This is a genomic window from Mesorhizobium shangrilense, assembly GCF_040537815.1.
Taxonomy (GTDB): Bacteria; Pseudomonadota; Alphaproteobacteria; order Rhizobiales; family Rhizobiaceae; genus Mesorhizobium; species Mesorhizobium shangrilense.
The window spans coordinates 3,222,195-3,246,896 of sequence record NZ_JBEWSZ010000001.1; the positions used below are offsets into that span (position 1 = coordinate 3,222,195).

The following is a 24,702-nucleotide window of genomic DNA, read 5'->3' on the forward strand; positions in this document are numbered from 1 at the left end:
TCTTCGACAAAATTTATCTGGCTAACAATTCTCTAATCACGCGCTTGACCACCTTCCCATAACCGGACTTTGGCAGCTCGCTCCAGAACAGATACCGCTTAGGCAGCTTGTAGCGTGCAATTTTGTCCATCAGCCAGGAATCGATATCTAGTGTTGCGGCGTCGGTGCCAGGTGCGGCGACACAAACGGCAACCCCGACTTCGCCCCATACTGGATGGGGCACGCCCAACACAGCCACCTCGCTGATACCGGGATGCGCAAGTATTTTTTCCTCGATTTCACGGGGGTAGATGTTCGAGCCACCCGAAATATACATGTCCGATGCCCGACCTGTAATATACAGAAAGCCTTCGGAATCCATGTGCCCGACGTCACCGGTGCAAAACCAGCCATCCCTAAATGCCTTCGAATTCGCTTCTGGATTGTTGAAATATCCAGGAAACACGGCAGGGCCGATAACGCAAATTTCTCCTGTCTCGCCTGGTGCGAGCTCCGTGCCATCAGGTGACTTGATGGCGACCTGCATCCCTGTTCGCTCGAAGCCGCAAGTGCCGATCCGCGCATCGGGACCGTCACCCAGTCGATGGTGATTGGGCGGGAGAACCGTGATGTTGCCTGTCACCTCGCCGAGTCCGAAATATTGGACCAGCACAGGACCGAGCTTCGTCAGGGCGTGCTCCTGGTCCGTGCGATACATCGGGGCTCCGGCATAGATGACGTGGCGAAGCGACGAGTGGTCATACCGATCCACAGCTGGATGCTCGACGAGCAGTTTGAGGATTGTCGGGACGGTGAAGACGTTGGTGATGCGCCACTTTTCGATCAGAGCCCAAGCCGCGTCGATGTCGAAGCGATCTGTCGCCAGCAGCACCGTCTTGGCGCCTCGCGCCACTTGCGTCAGTTGGTGAACGCCGGCCCCATGAGAGAGCGGCGCGACTACGAGTGACGCGTCCTCCTCGGTAGTCCCGGGCATGAGATCGCAAAGATGGTTTGTGATGACGAACGCCATCTGGCCATGCGTAAGCGCTGCCGCCTTTGGCCGGCCTGTCGTGCCTGATGTGAACAGGAACCAGCAGGGGTCGTCCCGTTCAACTGCTGCCGTTTCGACCGGCCTGCCGTCATGCTGCGAAACGATCGTGTCGTAGTCGGGACCGAATGCGGATTCGCCGATGGATATGAAGAAGCGAAGAGGCGCGCTGGAGGCAGCGCAAGCGCTCTGGTGCTGAGCAAACATATTGCCGCAGATCATCCCCACGGCGCCGCTTGCCTCTGCCTGGTAAGCGACTTCTTCCGGTGTCTGCCGGAAATTGGTGGGAACCCATACCGCACCGATGCGGAAGCAGGCGAACATCGACTCGAACATCTGGTTGCAGTTTTGCGACTGGACCAGAACGCGATCGCCTTTCTTTACCCCGTAAGTTTCAGCAAGGGCGCATGACATCGCATCGATCCGCCGATCAATCTCCCGCCATGTCCAGCACTTGTCTCCCCAGACAAATGCAATTCTTTCGGGAAATCGGCGACCTGCCTGGGTGACGAAGTGCGACAGGTTCATCACGCGCCTGGACGCAGATTCGATTGAATGCTCAGCCGCCCCGTTCATCGTGATCGCTCCAGGATCGAGACGTAGTTGGTGACAGCAGCGCCACCCATGTTGAAGACACCGGCAAGGCTCGCATTCGAAACCTGCATTCCGCCAGCCTCGCTCATCAGTTGCTGTGCTGCCATCACATGCATCGAGACGCCGGTCGCGCCGAGCGGATGGCCTCTCGCCTTCAGGCCGCCAGATGGATTCACCGGCAGCCGGCCCGAGCGTTCAGCGATTCCCTCGCGCACGATGCGAAAAGCTTGGCCTGGCAAGGCCAGGCCCATCGCCTCATATTCGATCAGCTCTGCGATGGTGAAGCAGTCGTGTGTCTCGACAAGGTCGAGATCATCCAAGGTCAACATAGAGGTATCGAGCGCCATTGCCCAAGCCCGCCTCGCACCATCAAAGGCGATCGGATCGCGCCGGCTCAGCGCCATGAGGTCATTGGCATGGCTTCTGGCGCGAAATGCGATCGCGCGTGACATGCGGGCTGCTGTCCCCTCGTCCGCTATGACGATGGCTACAGCCCCATCTGACACCAGGGAGCAATCGGTTCGCCGAAGAGGGGCGGCGACATAGGGGTTGCGCTCCGATACCGTGTTACAGAAGTCAAAACCCAGATCTTTGCGCATATGCGCAACCGGATTGGCGATGCCGTTGCGATGGTTCTTCGCGGCGATCATCGCCAGTTCCTCGGACCTGTCGCCATGGCGCTGAAAATAGGTCTGCGCGATGCGCCCGAACACGCCCGCAAAACCACCTTCCACGTCTGCCTCTTCCTTGCGATAGCAGCCAGACATCAGGACATCGCCGACCTCGCTGGAAGGCAGGCCAGTCATCTTTTCGGCGCCGATCACCAGAGCGATCCGTCCACGACCGGCCTCGACGAAATCAAGGGCGCCGAAAAGAGCTGCGGAACCCGTCGCACAGGCGTTTTCGAACCGCACCGCAGGCGTTGCGGCAAGCCCGTGATGACTCATGCCGACCAGTGCTGCCTGAAAATCCTGACGCGAAAAGCCGTTGTTGTAGACGCCAACGAAGATGCCATCGACGTCGGCCGGTCCGACGCCGGCGTGGTCGAGCGCCGGGCCAACGACCTCTGCCATCAACGTTTCGGTGTCGGGAGCGGCGGACTTGCCGAAACTGGTGTGAGCCCAACCAATCATCTGCGCTTTGGCCATAACTGTTCCTTTCGGCGCTCTAAGGGTGCCGTCCAATCAGCCAGTTCTTCTGATTGCGGCAGGCACTGCCGCCATTTCGGTCAGGCGCTCGCGCGCAATTCCGGCTCCGCCGAAATCTCTTTCTCGAAAGCGCGAATGCCGGCGGTGAACGACTCTATCAGTTCCTCGATTTCCGCCTCGCTGATCGTCAGAGGAGGACAGACCATCAGCCACTCTCCAAACGAACCGCCGGCGGTGCGCCGGGAAAACAGCAGCAGTCCATGGTCGCGGCAGATCATTCCTATCCGCTCGCTCGCCCGCATCTCTGCCGGGAACGGTTCCTTGCTTACCTGGTCTGCGACGATCTCGACGGCCATATGCAGTCCAAGCCCGCGAATGTCGCCGATGATGCCGGTCTTGCCTTTGATTTCTTCCAATCGGGACCTGATCAGCGCGCCCAGGGTCCGCGCTCGCTCCATCAGGCCGTCCTCCTCCACGACCTGAAGAACCATGTCGGACGCAGCGCAGCTGACGGGATTGGCCGAGTAGGTATGGCCGTGCTTGAAGCCGCCCGAACGGCGGACATCCTGGACCATATCGGCTGACGCCAGGACCACGCCAAGCGGGGCATACGAGCCGCTGACACCCTTGGCGAGCGTGACGATATCGGGCCGGCAATCCAGCCAGTGATGACCGGCGAGAAACTTGCCTGTCCTCCCGGCACCGCTCATGATCTCGTCATAGATCAGCATGACGCCGTAACGGTCACATATCTCGCGGATGCGGGTGGAATAGCTGTCTGGGGAAACCAGGGCTCCAGTCGACACGCCGCCGATCGGTTCGATCATGAAGGCGAGGATGGTTTCGGGGCCTTCCCTGAGGATCGTTTCTTCCAGCTGCCGCACACAGCGGTCGACGACATCCTGTTCACTTTCGCCGGCCGGGCGCCGATACATCAGCGGCGCGTCAATCTTTGGCATTTCGACAAACATCGGCCTGTAGGCTGCCGCATAGTCGGGGTCGCCGGTGATGCCGAGAAGCGCCGTCGTCGCACCATGATAGGAAGGGATGCGGCTGATGATCTTGAAGCGTGATGCCTGGCCCCGCGCCACCGCCACCTGACGGGCGAATTTGATAGCGGCCTCATTGGCCTCAGAACCGCCGGAGACGAAGAAGGCGGCGCCATAATTCCAGTTGCTCAAGCGCTCGAGCCTCGCGGCCAACCGCTCATTGGGGTCGTTGTCCCATCGCATGCTGTGCGCGTAGATGATGCGGTCCATCTGGTCGCGCATCGCTTCGAGCACCCTGGGGTGGGCATGGCCGACATTGACCGAAATGGCGCCCGACGATCCATCCAGCAGACGGCGACCGGTGCTGTCCCAGATATAGACGCCTTCACCGCGGACGACCTTGGGGAATTCCTTCGTGCCTTCGGGCGTGATGAAATGCTGATAGCGCAGTGTCATGAGTATCCTCGCACTGTTGCCTGCGGGGCGGGTCTTTTCAGGACCGCTTGGCAGGGTAAGAGAAACCGTTGAGTGGGGAATTCGCCGTCAGCAGCTTCGGGTCGGGGTCAGAGCCGAACAGCATCCGATGGCGCGTGAAGGCCAGGAGTTCCGCCACGTGCTCGTCATTGCGCGGATCGTCGGGGAACGCCGCGCCAAAAATCTCGTCGACATAGATACGGGTCATGATCTCGTCGGCAAACGCACTCGTTGCGTGCCCGATGAACCGGTCGAAGGCCGCGGGGACCGGCTGCTTCGCATGATCCCTGGCGATGGCCGAGAGTATTTCCGCCCATTGGGCCGTCAGCCTCAGCCAGACCGCGTTGGCATCCGCATCCTGCCGCTTCATCTGGAACAATGATCGAAAGAACATCCGGCGGCGGCGGAACGCTCCCACGATTTCGATGAACGTCGCCTTCATCTGGGAGAAGAGGTCGACAAATTCGTCGCCTTCGGGAATTGCCGGCGCGATATCGACCGCGGCGAACTCCGAGAAGACCTCAAGCACCAGGTCGCGGATGCTGTCGAAATGCAGGTAGAATGTTCCTGCCGCGACCTTTGCCTTTCCGGTGATCGAGCCAATTGTGAGGCTGGCAAGGTCGCTTTCCGTCAAGCAATCGAACGCCGCCCGCTTCAGTTTTGCGCGCGTCCGCGCGCTCTTGCCTTCGCCACCCGCGCCTTTGATCTGCGCATTCAGGGCGGCGACGTAGCGATCACCCAATGCCAGATGAGGTCCGGTGGAGCCTGCTTGGCCCTGACTTGGCGGGGTTCGAACCGGCGAGGCGCTTGGCGCGTTGTCATCCGTCATCTCGTCCCCCATCAGGAAGCCGCCGCGAGGAGCGTGCGGTCAGGCAGTGCCTCCCCGACCAGTCGCTCGAATTGACGGGCGAGCTCGGTGAGGTCGAGGGCAGCTTTCTTTTCGCCCGACAGATCCATCACCACCTTGCCGCGATGCATCATCAGCACTCGATCAGTGTGGCTGAGTGCATGACCAAGATCATGCGTGACCATGACTGTCGTGATGTCTTGTGCGCGCACGATCTCCTCGGTTACGTCGGCCACGACTTTCGCACGCTTGGGATCAAGCGCCGACACGTGCTCATCCAGCAGCAGAACGCGCGGATTGCGGACTGCAGCCATCGCCATCGCCACTGCCTGGCGCTGCCCTCCGGAGAGAGTGCCCGTGGATTCACCGAGCCGATCTTCCAGCCCCATGCCAAATCGCTGAAGCGCGCTTTTTGCGGCCACCCGCACCGCGTCGCGATCATATCTGCGAAGACGGAAGGCACGCTCCCTTCCCATCACTGCCAATGCGAAATTCTCCTCGATACTGAGCGAGGAAAGCACGTTGTGCTCGGGGTTCTGGCGAACGAGCGCAATCTTGAAAGCCCTCTGCCACGAGGGCTTTTCGCTCATATCCTCGTCGTCGATATGCAGGGATCCCTCATCAAGGAGCAATGTCCCCATGAGGATTGAAAGCAGGGTGGACTTGCCAGCGCCGTTGGAGCCGATCAGTGCAACGTAGGAACCGCGTGCGACATCGATGGTCAAATCATCCAGCGCGGTGAAGACTTCCTTCTTGCCAAGGCCTGCAAAACGCTTCGTCGCGTGGCGAAGCCGTATGGCAGGTGAATCGATAGCTTTGCGTCGCTCAGAGAAGGGTGGTGACACGATCGTTCTCCAAGAATTGCACATGTTTGCGCCGACGGGCCCGCCAGCCTTCGAACCCGGAAATCGTAAGCGTGCCTTTTCCGTGAATGCGGGCTGCGATAAAGGCGAACACCAGCAGCGCGGTGATCAACCGAACGGAGTTTGGCGGAATGCCCATTCTGAGGCTGAGTGCCACGATACAGCGATAGATGATGACGCCGATGATAACGGAGGTCACCCCGACGGCGACTTTGTCGGAACGAATGACGCTGGTCCCAATCGTCAATGCCGCCAGACCGACCACGATTACGCCGCCCTGGATAGAGACATCCATGAACCCCTGGCTCTGCGCCACCAGTGCTCCCGATGCCGCCGCCAGTGAATTGGCCAGCATGAGGCCGAGAATCTGGTGCATCTCCGTCCGGATGCCCAGACTTCGTGCGGTCTGTATGTTCAACCCGCTTGCGCGTGTCGCCAGGCCGTATCCGGTGTGCAGAAGCCAGACCAGGAAGGTCGCGAAAATCAAGGTCACAATGCCCGCCACAAGAATCGAAGCAGACTGGTTGCGGAGCCCCAAATTCTCTGCCCAGGTGAACAAGGTCTCGACCCGGACGAGAGAAACATTGCCTGTGCCCATCACGGCGATGCTGACGGACCACGCCGCTGTCGTCATGAGAATACCGGCGAGGAGAACGTTCATCTGAAGGATTACGTGCAGCAGGGCTGTAACAAGTCCTGCAAGCGCGCCGGCACACATGCCGAGCAGCAGTGAGCTGACCGGATCGAATCCCATGAGAAGGCTGCTCGCGGCAGCCGCACCGCCGAGGCCGAACGAGCCTTCAAGCGTCAAATCAGGCAGGCTGAGCACGTTGATCGCCAGGTAAATACCAAGCGCTAGAGGTCCATAGAGGAGCCCTATCTGGGCCCCGATCACGAGCACATCGATCAGCATCGAATCCGCCTCAGTAGGTTTTGACTGCTGAGGTCATCATAGTCGCGGGGATCTTGAGCCCCAAGGCGTCCGCCTCGGTCTTGTTGATCTCGAAGCCAGCGATCTTGGGAATGATGACCGGTGTCGTGGCGGGGTTGGCGCCCTTCAGCACTGCCACCACAAGGTCGGCCGCCCTCGTTCCAACAGTCACATAACTGTAGCTGCCAGCCAGGATCGCGCCACCCTTGACCGCATCGGACGTGCAGCCGAACACTGGAAGCTTGGCATCCTTGGCGACCTTCAGCGCTCCTGCCATGCCAGAGATCGTTGTCGTGTCACAGGGAAACTCGATTGCCTGAACGCGTCCCACAAGCGATTGTGCCGCCTGGGTGGTTTCGCCGGCATTGGCGATACCCGCGGTGACGTGCTTCAAACCCTTGCCTTCGATGTGCGCTACGGCGCGCGCTGCCAGCGGATCACCGGCGGGGTCGCCAACCTTATAGATCAGGCCGATGGTCTCGATCGTCGGCAGGATGCTCAGCATGCCGTCGATTTCCGATTCAACAGGAAGAGGATCCGAAACGCCCGTCATGTTGCCGCCGGGCTTTTTGAGGGACTGAACGATGCCCGCCTCGACGGGTGTCGACACGCCGATAAACACTACCGGAACTGTCTTGGTCGCCTGCTGTATGGACTGAGCCGCGGCGGTGCCAATGACCACGATGAGATCGCAGCCACCGCTGGCAAATTGCTGCGCGATCGTCTGTTGTGTCGCGGCATCAGCTTCGGGGTTCTGGATATTCTGGACGATCTTTTCGCCACCCGAGGCCTTCAGGCCGTCGTTCATCCCTTTCAGGATGTCATCAATGACAGGCGCCGACGCATATCTGTTCACACAGACTGTCTTGCCGGAAAGCGCAGCATCCTCCGCCTTAGCGGCCACTGCGGAAGCGAAAGTCAAACCTGCAACCGTCGACAGTGCGATCAGTGACTTCATGTCAGTTCCCCGTGTTTGGCCGCCTTGCCAGCAGCGCTTGTCTGTTCAAATTATGAAACTGAATGCAGTTTCATAATTTGTCAATCCGCACAGCGAAAGATTTGTCGCAAGCTGGTCATTGTTCGGCGCGACGGATGTTGCATGTCGGTCGGCGACATGTATGGTTTCCTGCACTCGGGGGGGGCAATGACGGGCAAATTCTCGTATGAAGTCGCAGGTCAGTTGAAGGCCTATGTCTATCGTCTGATCGATCCGCGGTGCGGTGAAACCTTTTACGTCGGCAAAGGGCGCGGCGATCGGGTGTTCCAGCATGCGCTTGAGGCATGTGTTCCCGCCGAAGATGAACCCGGCATCATGTCGCCGAAACTTGATCGAATCAGGGAAATTCGTAGCGCAAACGTCTCGGTCGAATACGTGATCCATCGGCATGGCATGGATGACGACACGGCTTATCAGGTCGAAGCCGCTCTGATCGATGCCTATCCGTCGCTTCACAACGCCGTCCGAGGACACCATGCCTCAATCTATGGCATGGCAACAGTCGAGGGACTTCTCCAACGCTATAATCTGCCCCAGTTGGCTTTGGGGCAAGAACACAAACTTCTGGCGATCACGATCAACAAACTGCGCGGACGGCGCGACCACAAGGTTATCTTTGACCTGATCCGTTATTGCTGGCCTCTCCGTCAGAAACGAGCCGAAACCGTCGAATATGTGCTGGCGGTCGATCGAGGTGTAGCCGTAGGCGTTTTCAAGCCTCTTAGATGGAAGCCGGCGCGCGCAGCGGACTTCCCGGACATTGCCAATATCGAAGATGAAATGGACCGCTTGGCATTTCAAGGAGAGCGGGCGCCACAAGACATCTGGGACTTTTACGTCGGCGAGCACGGCAAGCGGATCAGTCCAATTGATCTGCCGCCTGCCCGACAGGCATGTCGCTACATAAACTGCTGAAGACTACGCTCACTGTCCGTTGGACGCGGGTTAGACTAGCTGTCGAAAATGACGACACTCTTGCCGCCTCTGGCCAACTCGAGAGCGGCATTCAGTCCTGTCACGCCTGCGGCCCGCTGTATAGTTTTGCTGCGTCCTGGAAGGCTCGGCGACTACGAACCGGACCGCGTCTTAACGCGTTTCGTCGAAATGGATGTGGGGCTCGAACTTGATGGTCTTGATCGCAAAATAGCTGTTGATCGACTGGATCTGCGGAACGACCGACAATGGCTCTGCAATGGTTCGTTCGAAATCGGCCATATCCGTGAAAACGGAGACGAACAGCAGATCCCGGCTGCCGGTGACGTTGTACAAGATAATCACCTCGGGAATGTTTCTGATCAGGCGGATCGCTTCGTCACGGCCCTTCCGATCGTGGCTGTTCAGCCTCGCTTCCGTGATTGTGACCAGTCTGGAGCCGACCTTGTCGGGATTGACCAGCACGATCTCCCTTTCGATGTAGCCGGTTTCGCGCAGGCGCCGGACCCTGCGCAGACATGATGCTGGCGAGGTGCCGACCTCTGTGGCGAGGTCGGCGTTGGTGATCCTGCTGTCGCGCTGCAGCCGGTTCAATATCTTTCGGTCGATTTGGTCCAGGTCCGCACGTCGCGTCGACATTTTACTTCCCAAATTCAAGAGTGAAATTTTCTACCAAACAGACGGACAGAAACCATATCCAATTTCATTCAATGGTCAACTTCTGTCGGAAAAACGCACTTCATCCCGATATCGTCACCTGATGTAAATATCTTGAAAGAGCCGGATGACGACGCGATTGGATTTCAGAAGTGACACTTTGACGGTGCCAAGCAAGACGATGCGGGCACGCATGGCCGATGCGGAAGTCGGGGACGACTACTACCGCGAAGACCCGACGATCCGTGCCCTGGAAGAATATGCGGCGGAGCTTTTGGGCAAGGAGGCGGCGCTGTTCGTGCTCAGCGGTACAATGGGCAATCTGGTTTCGATCAGGGCACAGGTGCCGCATGGATCGGCCACGATCGTCAGCAGCACTTCGCACATACACATCAACGAAACCGGTCATCTGGCTGCGGTGTGCGGGCTGACCTCCCACCCGCTGCCGACGCCAGATGGCCGGTACCCGCTGGAACTGCTGAATACCTTCGCACCCGTGCAGGCGAGCAACCAGAGACCTTCGGTCCTCAATCCGACGCTCAAGCTGATCTGTGTCGAGAACACCCACAATGGCGAGGGCGGACGCTGCCTGGACGTCGACTATCTCACCGAGCTCAGGAGTTTCGCTTCGGCCCGTGGGCTGGTGTTCCATATGGACGGTGCGCGTTTCTTCAACGCGGCGGTCGCTCTTTCCCGAAAGCCTTCCGACCTCGCCAATCCCGTCGACAGCGTAACGGTTTGCCTTTCGAAGGGTCTCGGAGCACCAGGCGGCTCGATCGTCGCCGGCAGTCGCGCATTCGTCGAAGAGGCGCGGCACTGGCGCCAGATGGTCGGCGGCGGAATGCGGCAGGCCGGCGTCTTGGCTGCGGCCGGCCTGATGGCACTACGCGAGAACATCGACGATCTGGCGATCGACCACGCCAATGCGAAGCGTCTCGCCAACGGGCTCAAGGAAATGGGTCTCGACGTCAACACCGCCGCTGTCGAGACCAACATCGTCATGGCTTATGTACCGGACGAATTCGGCGATCCGCGTGCGTTCCATTCTCGCTTGGCCGATGCCGGGGTTCTTGCCCTGTCCCCGAAAGGCAAGAGGTTGCGCTTCGTCACGCATCGCGATTTGTCGACCGCGGATGTCGAGACCGCTCTCGAGCGGATTCACAAGATCACGCGCATCTAATTCTGGGAACAAGACATGCCGAGCGAACTTAAGTGCATTGCCATTGTAGAAAACACTTTGGGCGAGTGCCCGGTCTGGGACGTCGATCAGCAGTGCCTGTATTGGGTCGATATCACCGAGAAAGTCCTGCATCGCTACGATCCGGTCACCGCAGCGGTGAAGACCTGGAAAACGCCTTTCGAGTTTGGTTCAATCGCGCTCAGGAAGGGTGGCCGAAGCATCATCGCCGGTACGCGTGACGGGTTCGCGATCTACGATCTCGAGACTGAAGCCTGCGAACATTTCGCGACACCCGAAGAGCCTTTCCCAGGCAACCGCATGAACGACGGCAAATGCGATCCGGCCGGCCGATTCTGGTGCGGTAGCATTCACGAGGTCTCCGACCCGTCGCAGAGGCGGCCGATCGCATCAATGTACTGCGTGGACGCCGACAGGAGCGTCACCAAGGTTCGCGGCGGCATCAAGACCAGCAATGGATTTGCTTGGAGCGCGGATGGCCGGACGATGTATTTCACCGATACGCCGACGCTGAACATCCTTGCTTTCGACTACGATGTGCAGTCGGCGGCGATAAGCAACGAGCGAGTTTTTGCTACGGTGCCAAAGGGCCATGGGCGTCCCGACGGCGCCACCGTCGACGTAGAAGGTTGCCTGTGGAGTGCTCATTTCGCCGGTTCGAGGGTAACGCGTTACTCCCCGTCCGGCGATGTTTTGCTGACTTTGAATATTCCCGCGCAAAACGTAACCTCCTGCACCTTTGGCGGCGCGAACATGTCGACCCTTTTCATCACCACGGCGCGCGAGGATCTGACGGCGGAAGACCTTCGACAGCAGCCACTGTCAGGGAACGTCTTTGCTTATGAGGCTGGAGTGGCTGGAGTGCCGATGACCCGTTACGCGGGTTAGGTCGCACCCTGCGGATCTTAGAGAATTTGAAGGGAATTTGTCTTGCAGAGAGTTCTGATCACCGGCGCGGCCGGGCGTCTTGGACGGGTGTTGAGGAATGGCCTGGCGAAACCTGATCGCGTTTTGCGCCTGCTCGACATTGCCAATCTTGGTACGGCGACGGAGAGCGAAGAGATCTGGAATGCCGATGCGACCAACCTGCCGGAAATGGTCGAAGCAATGCAGGGCGTCGACCTTGTCGTCCATCTGGCCGCATATCCCGAGGAAGCGCCGTGGGAGACCATTTTTCCACTTAACTACGCGCTGACTTACACGGTCTTCGAGGCGGCGCGGCGCGCCGGCGTGAAGCGCGTGGTGTTCTGCAGTTCCGTCCAGGCAGTGGGCTTCCATCCGATCGAGAAGACCATTGATGCGAACGTGCGCCTGCGCCCAAGTGGCTATTACGGCGTCTCCAAGGCATATGGAGAAGCGCTCGCCAGCCTCTATGCCGACAAGCATGGGCTATCGGTCGCATGCGTGCGCGTCGCTTCGTTCGAAAAGACGCCAACAGACACGCGGATGCTCTCGACATGGCTGAGCCATGAGGATGCCGTCCATCTTTTCGAGCAATGCATCAGCGCACCAGATCACCACTTCTACGTTGTGTACGGCGTGTCCAACAATACCCGCTCACGCGTCGACAATTCGCATGTTGCCTGGCTCGGATACAAACCGCGATCGAACGCGGAAGACTATCTGGCGGAAATTCTTGAACACGGTCAGCCCATGGGGCCGCTTGCCGGGAAGACGCAAGGCGGACGCGCATGCGATGTCGGCTTCTCGGGTAACGCGGAAAAGACCTTGAAAGCGGAATGAACTGGCTGTGGACATAGGGCTTTCAGGACGGAATAGATAATGAAATACAGAGATTTATACATTAACGGAACCTGGCGCTCAGGCGCTTCCGCTGCTCGCTTTGATGTGATCAATCCTGCCGACGAGACGGTTCTTGCCTCGGTGGCGTCGGCGGACATTGCTGATGCGGAGGCGGCGCTGGATGCGGCCGAGGCCGCAATGGCGGCGTGGGCAAAACAGACCCCGCGGCATCGGTCCGAGGTCTTGCGCAAGGCCTGGGCGTTGATGTCGGCGCGGCTGGACGAGTTCGCACGTTTGATCACGCAGGAAAACGGCAAGGCCAAAGGCGACGCGCTGGCCGAGGCAAAATACGCGGCGGAGTTCTTCAGGTGGTTTTCCGAGGAAGCGGTTCGCGTCGACGGCCTCGTAAAGCACGCGCCAGAGTCGGGCGCTCGCATACTTGTCCAGCACAAGCCCGCTGGCATCGCAGTCCTCGTCACGCCGTGGAATTATCCAGCTGCCATGGGCACGCGCAAGATCGCGCCAGCTTTGGCCGCCGGTTGTGCCGTAATCATCAAGCCGGCAGCCGAGACCCCGCTCACAATGCTTGCCTTGATGCCGCTGCTGGAAGAGGCCGGAGTTCCAGCAGGCCTCGTCAATGTGCTTCCAACGACGCAGTCGGCAGAACTGGTCGACCATCTGCTGCACGACAAGCGGGTTCGCGTCGTGAGTTTCACTGGCTCGACCGCCGTCGGGCGCAAGCTTCTTCGTTCTGCCGCCGATCAGGTTCTAAAACCAGCCATGGAACTGGGCGGCAATGCGCCACTGATCGTTCTCGAAGACGCAGACCTCGATCTGGCCATTGAAGGCACGATGAAAGCCAAGATGCGCAACTTGGGCGAGGCCTGCACGGCCGCCAATCGCATCTACGTCCACGAAGACATCGCCGTCGAATTCACCCGAAGGCTTACGGCCGAGATGGCGCGGCTCAAGGTTGGCGATGGCAGCCAGGACGGAATCGATGTCGGCCCGTTGGTCAATGCCAGCACTCGGGACAAGGTCGCCCGCTTCGTGGAAGACGCAGTGTCGCTCGGGGCAAAGATCGAAACCGGTGGCTTCGTGCCCGAGGGCAAGGGCTTCTTCTATCCGCCAACCGTGCTGTCGAACGTGCCGGAGGACGCGGCATGCGTCCACGACGAGATATTTGGGCCTGTGGCGGCGGTGCAGACTTTCAGGGATCAAGACGACGTCATTCGTCGAGCGAATGACACTGAATACGGATTGGTCGCCTATGTGTTTTCCGAAAACATGAAGCGTGCGCTGCAGGTTTGCGAGCGACTGGAATTCGGAATGGTCGGGCTCAATCGGGGGCTTGTCTCCGATCCAGCCGCCCCGTTTGGCGGCGTCAAGCAATCTGGGCTGGGCCGCGAAGGTGGGCATGAAGGAATGCTGGAATTTATGGAAACCCAATACATCTCGGCAAGCTGGTAGCTAGGATCCGCTTGCTGCCCTTCTGAGCGGTGCAAGAAGCGCGGACAAAATCCCCGTTTGCGGCAGACGCATTGACGTGTCGACCATGCTGATCGGTATGCGTTTCTCGCATCGAAAACGTCGGGCCGACTTCAAACCCCATGTCGACGCTGTGCACCGCCTTGGTAGCGGCGCATCGCCCAGTCCGCTGCGTCCGCTCGCGCAAGTCATCAAAAATTTCGGCGACCCGCGAGCAATTGACCAATGGGCATCAACGACAAGGGGCTGATAAACTCCCTGAAGCGGCGACTGTTGTACGAACCGAGGGCGCTCGAGCTTGCAATTCCTTTGCTGAACGCGGACGACATCATCAATGCCGAGCGTATCCTGGTTCAATGTGAACTGACGTCAAAAGCCCGTTCCCGCGTCGAGCTGGCTTTGACTTTCCACCTGCGCCTGACGCAAGCCTGCAACGACAAGAGCTTGCTCAAAAGAATTGCCGATGGCCATGGTGTTATCCTCCGCAACCTTTCCGATCAGGCATCTGTCGTGTTGGCGGGGGAGCGCGCTCAACATCAACTCTGGTGTTTGTTGGGATTTTGTCGCCAAGCGCAAATCAGTGACGCGCTTCATGAGCTGCGCCGTGGCATAGAAGACGCCATCCTAAGCGTTTCAAAGATCATCGGAAGCTAGAACGTCTCGGACGCACCGATCTCAGCGAGTCGTTTCGCGGTGGCGGTTTGCCAAACGTGATGGCCGAGAAATTCCGATATCCGTCCTGCCTTGCGCACCCTGGCTTGATGTTTAGGCCATCGCCTTGATGTTCAAATATTTCAGGTGGGCCGCCGCCGCTGGTTTGCGTGCGTCAGGATCGACCAAACTTGGCCAATCCACATTCAGCACCGAAACGTGCATCGGAACCTGACGGATTTGCACCGGGCAATCTGCGATGATACCGGCAAGCGCTTATCGCGTCATATTGATCCTTTGGCATCAGATTTCATAAGCAGCGGCCAGAGCAATCTCAGATTTCATTTATTGATCAATATTGACGACAATCGAAGCGCAATCTCCTCGAAATTTGACTGGCCGATAAGAAGCCAAAAGCAATGCCGGCGAGGGGAGTTGTCAATCTTGAATTCGATGTATTGCGAGACGAGATCCGGCGATCCGCTCCGCCTGGCGCGCGGGCCGCTTGTCGCCGTGGAGAATATCCAGAAGAGCTTTGGCGGACTGAAGGCAATCAACGGCGCTTCATTCAACATCGGCAAAGGTTCGATCACCGGCCTCATCGGCCCGAATGGCGCCGGCAAGACCACGATGTTCAACACGATCGCCGGTCTTTATCGCCCCCAGTCCGGACGCATCCTGCTGGAAGGTGAAGATGTCTCGGGCCTTCCGCCGCATGTCCTCTTCGCCAAGGGCGTGGTGCGCACATTCCAGATCGCCCATGAATTCCCGACATTGACCGTGCTCGAAAATTTCATGGTCGTTCCGGGCCAGCAGTCGGGCGAGCGGATCGTCGATACATGGCTGGGGCGTCACCGTATCCGTGCGCAGGAAGCCGTGCTCCGTGACCGAGCGATGGAAGTGATCGAGTTCCTGAATCTCACGCGTCTTCGCAACGAACCGGCCGGCAACCTGTCCGGTGGCCAAAAGAAGCTGGTCGAGCTTGGAAGAACCATGATGACCGAGGCACGGCTCGTCCTGCTGGACGAAGTGGGCGCCGGCGTCAACCGTACCCTGCTCGGTTCGATCGAGGACGCGATACGCCGGCTCAACGAGGAGCGCGGCTACACATTCTGCATGATCGAGCACGACATGGGCTTCATTTCGCGCCTCTGCGACCGGGTTATTGTCATGGCGGAGGGACGCGTCTTGACGCAAGGCACGGCGCAGCAGGTGATGGACGATCCTGCGGTGATCGAATCCTATCTCGGCGCCTCCGTATCGAGGCCGGCCGCATGAGCTACCTGAATGGCAGCAAGATGTGCGGCGGCTACAATGGAGTGCAGATCCTCAACGGCTGCTCCATTTCGGTTGACCGCGGCCAGGTGGTCGTGATCGTCGGGCCGAACGGCGCCGGCAAGTCCACCGCCATGAAAGCGCTGCTGGGGATCGTGCCACTGACCTCCGGCGACATTACCCTCGACGGCAAATCGCTTGGCGGAATGGACCCGCAATCGCGGGTAAAGAGAGGCATCGCCTTCGTACCGCAGACCGACAATATTTTCCCGACGATGACGGTGCTGGAGAACCTGAAAATGGGGGCTTATCTGCGCCGTGACGACATCGGCGCAAGCATCGAAGAAGTGTTCGAGACGTTCCCGATCCTCAGGACCAAGCGCGGCGATCTTGGCCGGACCCTTTCCGGTGGACAGCGGCAGCAACTGGCGGTCGGGCGCGCCCTGATGAGCCGACCTACGGTGCTCATGCTCGACGAACCGACCGCAGGCGTTTCGCCCAATGTCGCCGCGGACCTGCTGCAGCAGATCGTGGCGCTGAAAGAGCGCGGACTGGCACTGCTCATGGTCGAACAGAATGCCCGCCAGGCGCTAGAGATCGCCGACGTCGGCTACGTGCTGGTGCTCGGCGAGAACCGGTACACGGGCAGCGGCCAGGATCTCCTCGCAGATCACGAAGTCCGACGGAGCTTTCTCGGTGGATAATTTACTCAACGGACTCGTCCTGTTCCTGAATTTCGTCGTTGTGCCGGCAACGTCCTATGGCGCGCAGCTCGCGCTCGGGGCGCTTGGCGTGAACCTCATCTTCGGCGTGCTGCGGTTCTCCAACTTCGCCCACGGCGACACGATGGCCTTCGGCACCATGCTGACCATACTTGGAACATGGGCACTGCAGAGCGTGGGGTTCTCCCTCGGCTTTCTGCCAACTGCGCTGGCTGCGCTGCCGCTCGGTATTGTCGGCACGATCTTGTTCTGCCTTGCCGCCGACCGGCTGGTCTACGCGCACTACCGGCGACAAAAGGCGGCTCCCGTCGTGTTCATGATGGCCTCCATGGGTGTGATGTTCATCCTGAACGGCGTCGTTCGCATCATCATCGGGCCGGATGAGCGGAATTTTGCGGATGGCGAACGGTTTCTGATTTCCGCGCAGCAGTTCAAGGACGCGACGGGTCTTCTTGAAGGCCTGACGATCAGGACTTCCCAGGCCCTTACACTCGCAGTTGCGGTGGCAGCGGTTCTTGCCCTGTTTCTGTTCCTCCAGCGCACACGCACCGGCGCGGCCATGCGCGCGTTTTCCGACAACGAGACACTGGCGCTGCTATGCGGCGTCAGCCCGAAGGTCGTGATCCGGACAACCTGGATCATCGCCGCGACGTTGATGACGGTTGCGGGTGTACTTTATGGCCTCGACAAGAGTTTCAGGCCGTTCACTTATTTCCAAATCCTGCTGCCGATCTTCGCGGCCGCGATCGTCGGCGGCTTCGGCAGACCGGTCGGGGCTATCATCGGCGGGTTCATCGTCGCCTTTTCTGAGATCGCACTTACCTATGCCTATCGCAAGGTCGTGCTGTATTTCCTGCCTGGCTCGGACGTGGGTGACAGTCTTCTGCAGCTCGTTCCAACAGACTACAAGTTCTCCATCTCCTTTGTCATTCTGGTCGTCATTCTCATTATTGCGCCGACTGGTATCCTGAAAGCCAAGTCGTCATGATGAAGCGCGCGGTCCAACTCTACGGCGTTTTGACCATCCTCTTTTTACTGGTCGGCTTCCTCCAGTCGTGGTCGGTGGCGCTCGCGACACTCAATCTGTGCCTGATCTCTGCCGTCATGGCGCTTGGCGTCAACATTCAATGGGGCTACGCCGGCCTCTTCAATGCAGGCATCATGGGTTTTGCAGCGATTGGCGGCGTCGTTGCGCTGCTTGTCGGGCATGCGCCGGTTTCGGGCGCCATTGAAGCCGGCGGGGTCGGCCTAGCCCTATCGTTTATCGTGCTGGCAATCGGGATTGTCGCTGCGGTGATATTGTTCCGATACCTCAAAGGCGTTCTCAAATACGCCTTGCCAGCAGTCGTCCTGATCGTAGGTTTCGTTCTCTTCAGGCAGGTATTCGTGCCGGCGCGCCAGGCCATCGAGGCGTATGATCCCGCCGCCAGCGGGTTCATGGGCGGCCTCGGTCTGCCGATACTCTTCTCCTGGCCGCTGGCGGGCTTGGCTGCGGCGGGTGCGGCCTTCCTGGTCGGAAAAGTCGCGCTCGGACTGCGCTCGGACTACCTTGCCATCGCGACCCTCGGCATATCCGAGATCATCGTCGCCATGGTCAAGAACGAGAACTGGCTGACACGTGGCGTCAAGAACGCGACAGGCCTGCCGCAGCCGGTCCCCGACGGCCGCCTGCTGCAGCAGCAGACTTGGCTCGTCGACCTAGTGACCTGGATGAACCGGTCCTATCTTGATGCACTTCCTGCCACGGAGCAAACCGCCGCACTGCGGCTCCTCGTGGCCGAAGCCTCGTCGATCATCGTTAAACTTGCATTTGCGGGCTTGTTCGCCGCCGTGCTGGCAGGCTTGCTCGCCCTATGCGTCTTTGCCCTGAGTTCGCCGTGGGGACGCATGATCCGCGCCATTCGCGACAATGAGACCGCGGCAGGTGCGATGGGCAAGAATGTGGCTTGGCGCCACCTGCAAATCCTGATGCTTGGATCGGCGATCGTCGGGATCGCCGGCGCGATGCTTGTCACCCTAGATGGCCAATTGACGCCGGCCGCCTACATCCCGCTTCGCTACACCTTCCTCATCTGGGTCATGGTGATCGTCGGCGGTTCGGGCAGCAACGTTGGCTCGGTCTTCGGCGCCTTCCTCATTTGGTTCGTGTGGGTCCAATCGGAACCCATCGGATACTGGCTTGTCAAAATGACGACCTTCTGGATGAGCGACACCTCGCTAATCCGCACGCACCTGCTCCAGCAGGCGCAATATTTCCGCGTGTTGATGATGGGCACAATCCTTCTGCTGGTGCTGCGCTTCCACCCGCAGGGCTTTCTACCCGAGCGGCCGGGCCGTAGCCGTCAATCAAGAGGCGTAGGGGAATAAAAACATGAAGAGAAATGCTTTTCTGCTGGCCGGCGCAATCGCACTTGCCGGATCAATACCAGCGTCTGCCGAGGACATAAAAATGGGCATTCTGCTCGGATTTACTGGGCCTGCGGAATCGATTGCACCAAACATGGCTCTGTCTGCAGAGCTTGCGTGGAAGGAAGTCTCGGATTCGGGCCTCTTGCTCAATGGATCCAAGATTATTCCAGTGCGCGCCGATGACACCTGCGAGGACGCCGGCTCAGCCACTGCGGCGGCTGAACGGCTCGTTAACAGCGAAAGTGTTGTGGGAATAGTCGGGCCAAACTGCTCAGGAATTACTGTCGCGATCACCAAAAACGTGACTGGAAACCTCGGAGTCCCGATGATTTCACCGGTCGCCACGTCTCCGGCGATAACCGGCCTGAGCGGCTACACGTGGCGGGACGTGCCGTCCGATGCTCGGCAGGGTGAGGTGTTGGCCGATCTCGCGATCGAGCGGGGAATCAAGAAGGTCGCGATCAGCTATGTCAATGACGACTATGGCAAGGGTCTCAGCGCCTCTTTCGAAGCGGCCTATGTCGCGAAAGGCGGGAAGGTGTTGTTGAACGCGGCACACGAGGATGGGCGCGGCGACTATTCGGCCGAGGTCGGCGCGCTAAGTGCGAGCGGAGCGGATGTGCTGGTTGTATTCGGGCGGTTCGACCAGGGGGGCGCCGCGATAATTCAGAGCTCGCTCGATACCGGTGCGTTCAAGACCTTCGTGCTGGCCGACGGCATGATCAGCCAGGTGTTGATCGACAAGATCGGCGGCGGACTGGAAGGTTCGTTCGGAACCCAGCCCGGCAGTTCGTCAGATGCGTCCAAGAAGTTCGTGGAGCTTGCGAAAGCCGCGGGCTTTGATGGCGATGGCGGCTTCCGGCCGGAGTCCTACGATGCCGCGGCAGTGTTCGCGCTGGCTGTCCAGGCTGCTGGCTCTACGGATCGCAAAGCCGTCAACGACAGTATTCGGAAGGTGGCCAACGGACCCGGCGAGAAGATTTACCCCGGCGAACTCGCGAAGGGCCTCAAAATCCTGAAAGAGGGTGGCAAGATCAACTACGAAGGCGCAACCGGCGTCGAGTTCGACGACAAGGGCGATGTGCCAGGTACCTATCGCGTGGAAGAGGTCAAGAACGGCAAATTTGAAGTGCTCGGCGTCCGTTGAGGCGGCGGGATAGGTGAAAGGCCGGGGATGCCGCTGGCCGGTGTCCCCGCCCTCTCAAATCCCGGCCTTGTCGCGAGCGTTGGGCAACTTCCGCCACGGCGGTATGGGTTGAGCCTATCAACTGAACAGACTTGAAAACTCGCGAGAGCACTCTTGCTTGAGCAAAATAGACGTTGACCGAAGGCAGATCAGACGATGCGAATAGCAGTGGCAGGTGCGGGAATCGTAGGCTTATCGACGGCTTGGGCACTTCGCCGACGAGGCCATGAAGTTACTGTCTTTGACCGCGGGCCGATCCCGAATCCGATGGCCTCGTCCTATGACGAGCAACGGTACCATCGTTTCGCCTATGGACGAATGGCCGGATACGCCAAGCTGTCGTTGGGCGTGACCAAGGCATGGGACGTACTGTGGAACGACTTGCAGGAAACGCTGTATATCGAGACGGGCGTTCTTTATGTCGCGGATGCCGACAATGAAGACGTTGCGCTTTCGGTCGCGTTCGCCCGCGACAATGGTTTGGCTTTTGATGAGATTGACGCCGGCGATTTCGTGAGACGTTTTCCCCACCTGCGTCCAAGACCGAGCGATCGCGCCGTGCTTTTTCCCCAATCCGGCATTCTGCTTGCCGAACGGATACTTGTCTCGCTTGCGCGCTGGCTCACGGCAAAAGGCGTTGCCTTGCGGCCTTATGCACGGGTCGAGGAGGTCGATCACGACAATGGACGTGTTCGCGTCCTGGGCGCCTGGCAGCAGTTCGACCAGGTCGTTGTCGCGGCGGGCTCATGGACGGGCGAACTGGTGCCCGATGGCGAGGAACTCCAGCCCACCCGGCAGATCATGCTTTATGCCCATGCGCCGGATCGGCTGGCCGAAGCGTGGGCCAGCGCACCCGCGCTGGCGGATTGGACCGTTGAGGACAATTTTTACGTGACGCCGCCGCTGCGTGGCACGCGGATGAAGATGACATTCGACCTGCCGTTCGAGCGCAGCGATCCAAACACCACCCGCGAAGCCAGCCCGGCCGAAATTTCCACAGTTGTTGGCATCGCTCGCGATGCCCTTGCCAGTTTCGACGAGTATCAAATTCTGGGAGGAAGGGCGTGCTACTACACGAACACGTCCGACCGCAGCTTTTTCGTGCGCTGCCACGGTCGGTCCTGGGCCATTTCGACCTGCTCGGGTCACGGGTTCAAGTTCGGCGCCATGACGGGAATGGCCGTCGCCGATGCGGTCGACGGCAAGGTGACCGCATCGGAACTTCGGGCCAGGCTCGAAGCCAGGATTCCCTGAAACCGTCTGAAACCATTCGGGCGAAGACAGTCGATCTAAACCGATAGAACCTGTTTTTGCCGTTACCAACACCCAAGGAGAAAAGAATGACGGACATAGGCCAGAATTACGCAAGTGTTGCAAAGGTGCTCGGCCGGTACTTCGACGGCCTCTACCATTGCGACGTTTCCCTACTCGGTGAGGTGTTTCATCCGAAAGCCCAACTCTCGACCATTGCCGAGGAAAAACTGGCGACAGTGGATACCTCGACCTGGCTCGACATCATTGCGAAGCGCGAATCTCCCGCCACCCGAAAAGAGGCTCGGGTCGATCAAATCGTTTCCATCGAGTTTGGCAGTCAGAACACTGCGCTCGCCAGGGTGCAATGCGCGATCGGCCCCAAGCTGTTTACCGATTTCCTCTCTCTCGTCCGGATTGGCGACGACTGGAAAATCGTTGCAAAGGTCTATCAGTTCGAACCAATCTACTAGGGCAGCGAAGACGAGCACACAAAGCGGAAGTCGCCAACCCACACTTCTTCTGCCGCGATATCTATCGCGGCCAAAGCGCCGGCTGGGCCCAGCTTTCGTTTCGAAAGTGTTGCGAGTGTCGTTCTCTCCGGATGATCGAGACTTCATCGAGTCTTTCTGCATCGCTAGGCGATGTTCGGAAATTTCACATCCATCGGTTTTTTGAAACACGGCGGACCGATTGGCGGCTACTTCTGGCGCGATCATATGACGGGCCTCGCATACCATACCGGTGCATGTCCGCAGCGATCAAAGATACCTGAAGTTACGGCAACGCGGGTCAATAGAAATCGGGGAGCAGGCGAAGTCTGTCATGTCCCTATTTTTGGGAGGTCATTTGGCATGTCAAGCAATGTGGGAACGAGCGATAGTGCTAGCATCTATCGCCGATCCAGAAGACAACCTCTTGCAATTACATCGGCCGTAATTGGCACAACGCTCGAATGGTTTGACTACTCGGTTTACGCTGCGGTCGCCGCCTGGATTGCTACCGAATTTTTCCCTTCCGAGAACTCGCACGTCTCTCTGCTCAGCGCGCTGGCAGTATTCGGGGTTGGCTTTTTCTTTCGTCCCCTAGGCGCGCTTTTTTTCGGACATATGGGCGATCGCAAAGGCCGCAAACACGCCCTGGCTGCGACCATCATACTGATGGGCGCCTCTTCGCTGTTGATCGCGGTCGCTCCAAACTACACGTCGGTAGGCCTTCTAGCTCCAGTGCTTTTGGTGGTCGCCAGATGTGCCCAGGGGTTTTCTGCCGGAGGTGAATTCGCGGGTGGCGCTGCTTTCCTTATCGAGGGGGCGCCCGAGAAGCGAAGAGGCACATACGGGGCCATCCACTACATGGCGATTATCTTCGGCAATCTGCTTGGAGCCGCAATTGTCGCAAGTCTCATTGCTGTTCTCAGCGGGGACCAGATGAAGCTCTGGGGTTGGCGAATCCCCTTCCTAATAGGGGCCTGTGCGGCGCTGGTTGGCTTGTTCCTTCGCGCTCGAAGCACCGACACCCCGATCATGCAACAGGCAATCATGGCGGGAGAGATTCCTGACAGCCCAATCTCCGAAACCTTTCGCGACATGTGGAAGCTTGTCTTACGTGGTGTGGGGCTGGTGTGCGGTTTTACGATCGTCACGTATGCCTACGTCAACATGCAATCCTATATCCCCGCAGTAACAGGCTTGTCCGCCGGCACCGCGCAATGGCTTTATTCACTCTCGCTTGCGGTCCAGATCCCGCTGATCGGTTTTTTTGGCTTCCTATCTGATAAAGTAGGGCGCAAGCCGCTGATGCTGGCCGGAGCTGTCTTGCTGACTGTCTGCCCAATCCCGGTTTTTGCACTGGTCGCCACGGGATCAACACCATTGGTTCTGCTGGCGCTGATTATCGTCTCCGTATCGATTGCGGTCTATGCCGGGCCTTTCACCGCCGCCATCACCGAGCTTATGCCCCGGCGAACGCGCTACACGGCGTTGTCGGTGAGTTATGGTCTGGCGGCCGCGCTCTTCGGCGGCACCGCAGGCTACGTTGTCACCTGGCTGCGCTTCTACACAGCATCGCCCAATGCTCCAGCGATCTACGCGGCCATCGCGGCAGCCCTGACTCTGATCACGGTGATTTCGACGCCGGAAACGGTTCACCGCGATATCTCAAAGTAGCAAGAAACAAAATTTGTTAAGACAGTATAAGGGTGTCGGTATGCAATCTAACTCTCGGATATGGAGCCGGCTCGACTTCGAGCGGCAGGGAAAGCAGTTTGGCCATTTTCACTTGCCGCACTCGGTCCATCGTTCGGCATACGGCACCATCGCAATTCCCGTCTGCATAATCGCGAACGGAAGGGGACCGACCATTCTCCTGACCGGCGGAGTTCACGGAGACGAGTACGAAGGGCAGATAGCGCTCGGCCGGCTGAGCCGTGAAATCGACCCGGCAACCATTCAAGGTCGCCTCATTGTCGTTCCCAGCATCAACCTGCCGGCAGCGCTCGCTAGCACAAGAACATCACCCCTGGACGGGCAGAACCTCAACCGAGTGTTTCCCGGCGATCCGGATGGAACACCTTCAGAACAGATCGCCTATTTTATAGAGACCGTACTCGCTCCGATTTCAGACACTTGGTTCGACTTTCATTCAGGAGGTACGTCCCTAAATTATCTACCCCTGATCGCGACACACGAGTTTCAGGACAAAGAGATCAATCGCAAGGCGGGTTTCATCCTAGACGCCTTTGGTGCCCCCCTCGCGCTGGTCTGGAAGTTTTTCGACGAACCTCGAATGGGCAAGAGTTGCGCAGAGCGCAACGGTATCGTCTATATCTCGAGCGAATTCGGAGGTGGTGGATCAGTCAACCAAGATGGTCTGAGGATCTGTTATGAGGGCACCCTGCGGGCCCTGGCTGCCCTTGAAGTTATCGATGCGGACGCGATTCCCGTATCCAAACCCGATCTGACAAAGAAGCTCATCGTTCGGGACCGTGACGACAACTTGTATGCCACAGCATCGGGCGTTTTTGCGCCCTCTGTTTCGCTTGGCGCCGAGGTGAGATCGGGTCAATCCATTGGTGAGGTTCTCAACCTCGATGACCATTCGATTCCGCCCTCGCCCCAATACGCCATCAATGACGGGATCGTAGTGTGCTTACGTCACCCCGCCCTCGTTGAGCGCGGCGATTGCATCATCCAGATGGCTGGTCGAGCGATATGATCGACCAGGGATTGGGGTTCGATGCTCATCGCCCACGTGTACATCATGGTACGCCCCCGTATGATGCGCTGTTGGACCGCCCAAGGGTAGCAGGGGCAGGTTCTGA

General features: G+C 59.0%; 23 protein-coding genes. 15 read left to right on the top strand and 8 right to left on the bottom strand.

Annotated features, from left to right (window positions below):
* Positions 1–13: 13 nt before the first annotated feature.
* From ABVQ20_RS15865 to ABVQ20_RS15895, 7 genes are all read right to left on the bottom strand, one after another.
* Positions 14–1,603 (bottom strand): acyl-CoA synthetase, encoded by a 1,590-nt coding sequence (locus ABVQ20_RS15865; RefSeq protein ID WP_354460458.1) that lies wholly within the window; start codon positions 1,601–1,603, stop codon positions 14–16.
* Positions 1,600–2,769: an acetyl-CoA acetyltransferase gene (locus ABVQ20_RS15870; RefSeq protein WP_354460459.1), complete on the bottom strand. Its 1,170-nt coding sequence runs from the start codon at positions 2,767–2,769 to the stop codon at positions 1,600–1,602. Before ABVQ20_RS15870 ends, ABVQ20_RS15865 begins: the two co-directional genes overlap by 4 nt.
* Positions 2,770–2,849: 80 nt before the next feature.
* Complete coding sequence (locus ABVQ20_RS15875; RefSeq protein ID WP_354460460.1) at positions 2,850–4,214, bottom strand: aminotransferase family protein; 1,365 nt, start codon at positions 4,212–4,214, stop codon at positions 2,850–2,852.
* A gap of 37 nt (positions 4,215–4,251) precedes the next feature.
* On the bottom strand, positions 4,252–5,061 hold the full coding sequence (locus tag ABVQ20_RS15880) for a TetR/AcrR family transcriptional regulator (RefSeq protein WP_354460461.1): 810 nt from the start codon (positions 5,059–5,061) through the stop codon (positions 4,252–4,254).
* Positions 5,062–5,072: 11 nt separating this feature from the next.
* On the bottom strand, positions 5,073–5,924 hold the full coding sequence (locus ABVQ20_RS15885) for an ABC transporter ATP-binding protein (RefSeq protein WP_354460462.1): 852 nt from the start codon (positions 5,922–5,924) through the stop codon (positions 5,073–5,075).
* On the bottom strand, positions 5,905–6,855 hold the full coding sequence (locus ABVQ20_RS15890; protein WP_354460463.1) for an ABC transporter permease: 951 nt from the start codon (positions 6,853–6,855) through the stop codon (positions 5,905–5,907). Before ABVQ20_RS15890 ends, ABVQ20_RS15885 begins: the two co-directional genes overlap by 20 nt.
* Before the next feature lie 10 nt (positions 6,856–6,865).
* A complete protein-coding gene (locus tag ABVQ20_RS15895; protein WP_354460464.1) occupies positions 6,866–7,831 on the bottom strand; it encodes an ABC transporter substrate-binding protein in 966 nt (321 codons plus the stop codon).
* A gap of 141 nt (positions 7,832–7,972) precedes the next feature.
* On the opposite strand from ABVQ20_RS15895, the gene ABVQ20_RS15900 reads away from it, so the two are divergent.
* Positions 7,973–8,785: an LEM-3-like GIY-YIG domain-containing protein gene (locus ABVQ20_RS15900; protein ID WP_354460465.1), complete on the top strand. Its 813-nt coding sequence runs from the start codon at positions 7,973–7,975 to the stop codon at positions 8,783–8,785.
* A 171-nt stretch (positions 8,786–8,956) separates the two neighbouring features.
* On the opposite strand, the gene ABVQ20_RS15905 is transcribed toward ABVQ20_RS15900, so the two are convergent.
* Positions 8,957–9,442 (bottom strand): Lrp/AsnC family transcriptional regulator, encoded by a 486-nt coding sequence (locus ABVQ20_RS15905; protein ID WP_354460466.1) that lies wholly within the window; start codon positions 9,440–9,442, stop codon positions 8,957–8,959.
* Between the two features lie 145 nt (positions 9,443–9,587).
* Between ABVQ20_RS15905 and ABVQ20_RS15910 the strand changes: the two genes are divergently transcribed.
* The 14 genes from ABVQ20_RS15910 to ABVQ20_RS15975 all read left to right on the top strand — a co-directional run bounded on the left by ABVQ20_RS15910 (position 9,588) and on the right by ABVQ20_RS15975 (position 24,596).
* Entirely contained in the window at positions 9,588–10,640 is a 1,053-nt protein-coding gene (locus tag ABVQ20_RS15910; protein WP_354460467.1) for a threonine aldolase family protein, read from the top strand.
* Positions 10,641–10,655: 15 nt separating this feature from the next.
* The gene (locus tag ABVQ20_RS15915; protein ID WP_354460468.1) at positions 10,656–11,546 is read left to right on the top strand and encodes an SMP-30/gluconolactonase/LRE family protein; all 891 of its coding nucleotides are present in this window, start codon (positions 10,656–10,658) and stop codon (positions 11,544–11,546) included.
* Positions 11,547–11,588: 42 nt separating this feature from the next.
* Positions 11,589–12,401: an NAD-dependent epimerase/dehydratase family protein gene (locus tag ABVQ20_RS15920; RefSeq protein WP_354460469.1), complete on the top strand. Its 813-nt coding sequence runs from the start codon at positions 11,589–11,591 to the stop codon at positions 12,399–12,401.
* A 39-nt stretch (positions 12,402–12,440) separates the two neighbouring features.
* A complete protein-coding gene (locus ABVQ20_RS15925) occupies positions 12,441–13,871 on the top strand; it encodes an NAD-dependent succinate-semialdehyde dehydrogenase (protein ID WP_354460470.1) in 1,431 nt (476 codons plus the stop codon).
* Between the two features lie 243 nt (positions 13,872–14,114).
* On the top strand, positions 14,115–14,543 hold the full coding sequence (locus ABVQ20_RS15930) for a hypothetical protein (protein ID WP_354460471.1): 429 nt from the start codon (positions 14,115–14,117) through the stop codon (positions 14,541–14,543).
* A 144-nt stretch (positions 14,544–14,687) separates the two neighbouring features.
* Entirely contained in the window at positions 14,688–15,818 is a 1,131-nt protein-coding gene (locus ABVQ20_RS15935; RefSeq protein ID WP_354460472.1) for an ABC transporter ATP-binding protein, read from the top strand.
* Positions 15,819–15,859: 41 nt separating this feature from the next.
* Complete coding sequence (locus ABVQ20_RS15940) at positions 15,860–16,519, top strand: ABC transporter ATP-binding protein (protein ID WP_354460473.1); 660 nt, start codon at positions 15,860–15,862, stop codon at positions 16,517–16,519.
* Positions 16,512–17,525 carry a branched-chain amino acid ABC transporter permease gene (locus ABVQ20_RS15945; RefSeq protein ID WP_354460474.1) on the top strand — a complete coding sequence of 338 codons (1,014 nt, stop codon included), beginning with the start codon at positions 16,512–16,514 and terminating at the stop codon, positions 17,523–17,525. Before ABVQ20_RS15940 ends, ABVQ20_RS15945 begins: the two co-directional genes overlap by 8 nt.
* A complete protein-coding gene (locus tag ABVQ20_RS15950; protein ID WP_354460475.1) occupies positions 17,522–18,904 on the top strand; it encodes a branched-chain amino acid ABC transporter permease in 1,383 nt (460 codons plus the stop codon). The genes ABVQ20_RS15945 and ABVQ20_RS15950 overlap by 4 nt, the downstream gene beginning before the upstream one ends.
* Positions 18,905–18,986: 82 nt before the next feature.
* Positions 18,987–20,093, top strand: coding sequence for an ABC transporter substrate-binding protein (locus tag ABVQ20_RS15955; protein WP_354460476.1), 1,107 nt, complete (start codon positions 18,987–18,989; stop codon positions 20,091–20,093).
* 195 nt (positions 20,094–20,288) lie between these two features.
* The gene (locus tag ABVQ20_RS15960) at positions 20,289–21,386 is read left to right on the top strand and encodes an FAD-dependent oxidoreductase (RefSeq protein WP_354460477.1); all 1,098 of its coding nucleotides are present in this window, start codon (positions 20,289–20,291) and stop codon (positions 21,384–21,386) included.
* 86 nt (positions 21,387–21,472) lie between these two features.
* The gene (locus tag ABVQ20_RS15965) at positions 21,473–21,856 is read left to right on the top strand and encodes a nuclear transport factor 2 family protein (protein WP_354460478.1); all 384 of its coding nucleotides are present in this window, start codon (positions 21,473–21,475) and stop codon (positions 21,854–21,856) included.
* Between the two features lie 381 nt (positions 21,857–22,237).
* Positions 22,238–23,548 carry an MFS transporter gene (locus tag ABVQ20_RS15970; RefSeq protein WP_354460479.1) on the top strand — a complete coding sequence of 437 codons (1,311 nt, stop codon included), beginning with the start codon at positions 22,238–22,240 and terminating at the stop codon, positions 23,546–23,548.
* 40 nt (positions 23,549–23,588) lie between these two features.
* On the top strand, positions 23,589–24,596 hold the full coding sequence (locus ABVQ20_RS15975; protein WP_354460480.1) for a succinylglutamate desuccinylase/aspartoacylase family protein: 1,008 nt from the start codon (positions 23,589–23,591) through the stop codon (positions 24,594–24,596).
* Positions 24,597–24,702 lie beyond the last annotated feature (106 nt).

Excerpts from the sequence above, each read along its gene's own strand:
- ABVQ20_RS15930 (WP_354460471.1), top strand. The coding sequence starts at position 14,115 with ATGGGCATCAACGACAAGGGGCTGATAAACTCCCTGAAGCGGCGACTG.
- ABVQ20_RS15925 (WP_354460470.1), top strand. The coding sequence starts at position 12,441 with ATGAAATACAGAGATTTATACATTAACGGAACCTGGCGCTCAGGCGCT.
- ABVQ20_RS15890 (WP_354460463.1), bottom strand. The coding sequence starts at position 6,855 with ATGCTGATCGATGTGCTCGTGATCGGGGCCCAGATAGGGCTCCTCTAT.
- ABVQ20_RS15955 (WP_354460476.1), top strand. The coding sequence starts at position 18,987 with ATGGGCATTCTGCTCGGATTTACTGGGCCTGCGGAATCGATTGCACCA.
- ABVQ20_RS15870 (WP_354460459.1), bottom strand. The coding sequence starts at position 2,769 with ATGGCCAAAGCGCAGATGATTGGTTGGGCTCACACCAGTTTCGGCAAG.
- ABVQ20_RS15905 (WP_354460466.1), bottom strand. The coding sequence starts at position 9,442 with ATGTCGACGCGACGTGCGGACCTGGACCAAATCGACCGAAAGATATTG.
- ABVQ20_RS15865 (WP_354460458.1), bottom strand. The coding sequence starts at position 1,603 with ATGAACGGGGCGGCTGAGCATTCAATCGAATCTGCGTCCAGGCGCGTG.
- ABVQ20_RS15960 (WP_354460477.1), top strand. The coding sequence starts at position 20,289 with ATGCGAATAGCAGTGGCAGGTGCGGGAATCGTAGGCTTATCGACGGCT.
- ABVQ20_RS15915 (WP_354460468.1), top strand. The coding sequence starts at position 10,656 with ATGCCGAGCGAACTTAAGTGCATTGCCATTGTAGAAAACACTTTGGGC.
- ABVQ20_RS15900 (WP_354460465.1), top strand. The coding sequence starts at position 7,973 with ATGTCGGTCGGCGACATGTATGGTTTCCTGCACTCGGGGGGGGCAATG.
- ABVQ20_RS15970 (WP_354460479.1), top strand. The coding sequence starts at position 22,238 with ATGTCAAGCAATGTGGGAACGAGCGATAGTGCTAGCATCTATCGCCGA.
- ABVQ20_RS15875 (WP_354460460.1), bottom strand. The coding sequence starts at position 4,214 with ATGACACTGCGCTATCAGCATTTCATCACGCCCGAAGGCACGAAGGAA.
- ABVQ20_RS15910 (WP_354460467.1), top strand. The coding sequence starts at position 9,588 with ATGACGACGCGATTGGATTTCAGAAGTGACACTTTGACGGTGCCAAGC.
- ABVQ20_RS15880 (WP_354460461.1), bottom strand. The coding sequence starts at position 5,061 with ATGACGGATGACAACGCGCCAAGCGCCTCGCCGGTTCGAACCCCGCCA.
- ABVQ20_RS15975 (WP_354460480.1), top strand. The coding sequence starts at position 23,589 with ATGCAATCTAACTCTCGGATATGGAGCCGGCTCGACTTCGAGCGGCAG.
- ABVQ20_RS15965 (WP_354460478.1), top strand. The coding sequence starts at position 21,473 with ATGACGGACATAGGCCAGAATTACGCAAGTGTTGCAAAGGTGCTCGGC.
- ABVQ20_RS15950 (WP_354460475.1), top strand. The coding sequence starts at position 17,522 with ATGATGAAGCGCGCGGTCCAACTCTACGGCGTTTTGACCATCCTCTTT.
- ABVQ20_RS15895 (WP_354460464.1), bottom strand. The coding sequence starts at position 7,831 with ATGAAGTCACTGATCGCACTGTCGACGGTTGCAGGTTTGACTTTCGCT.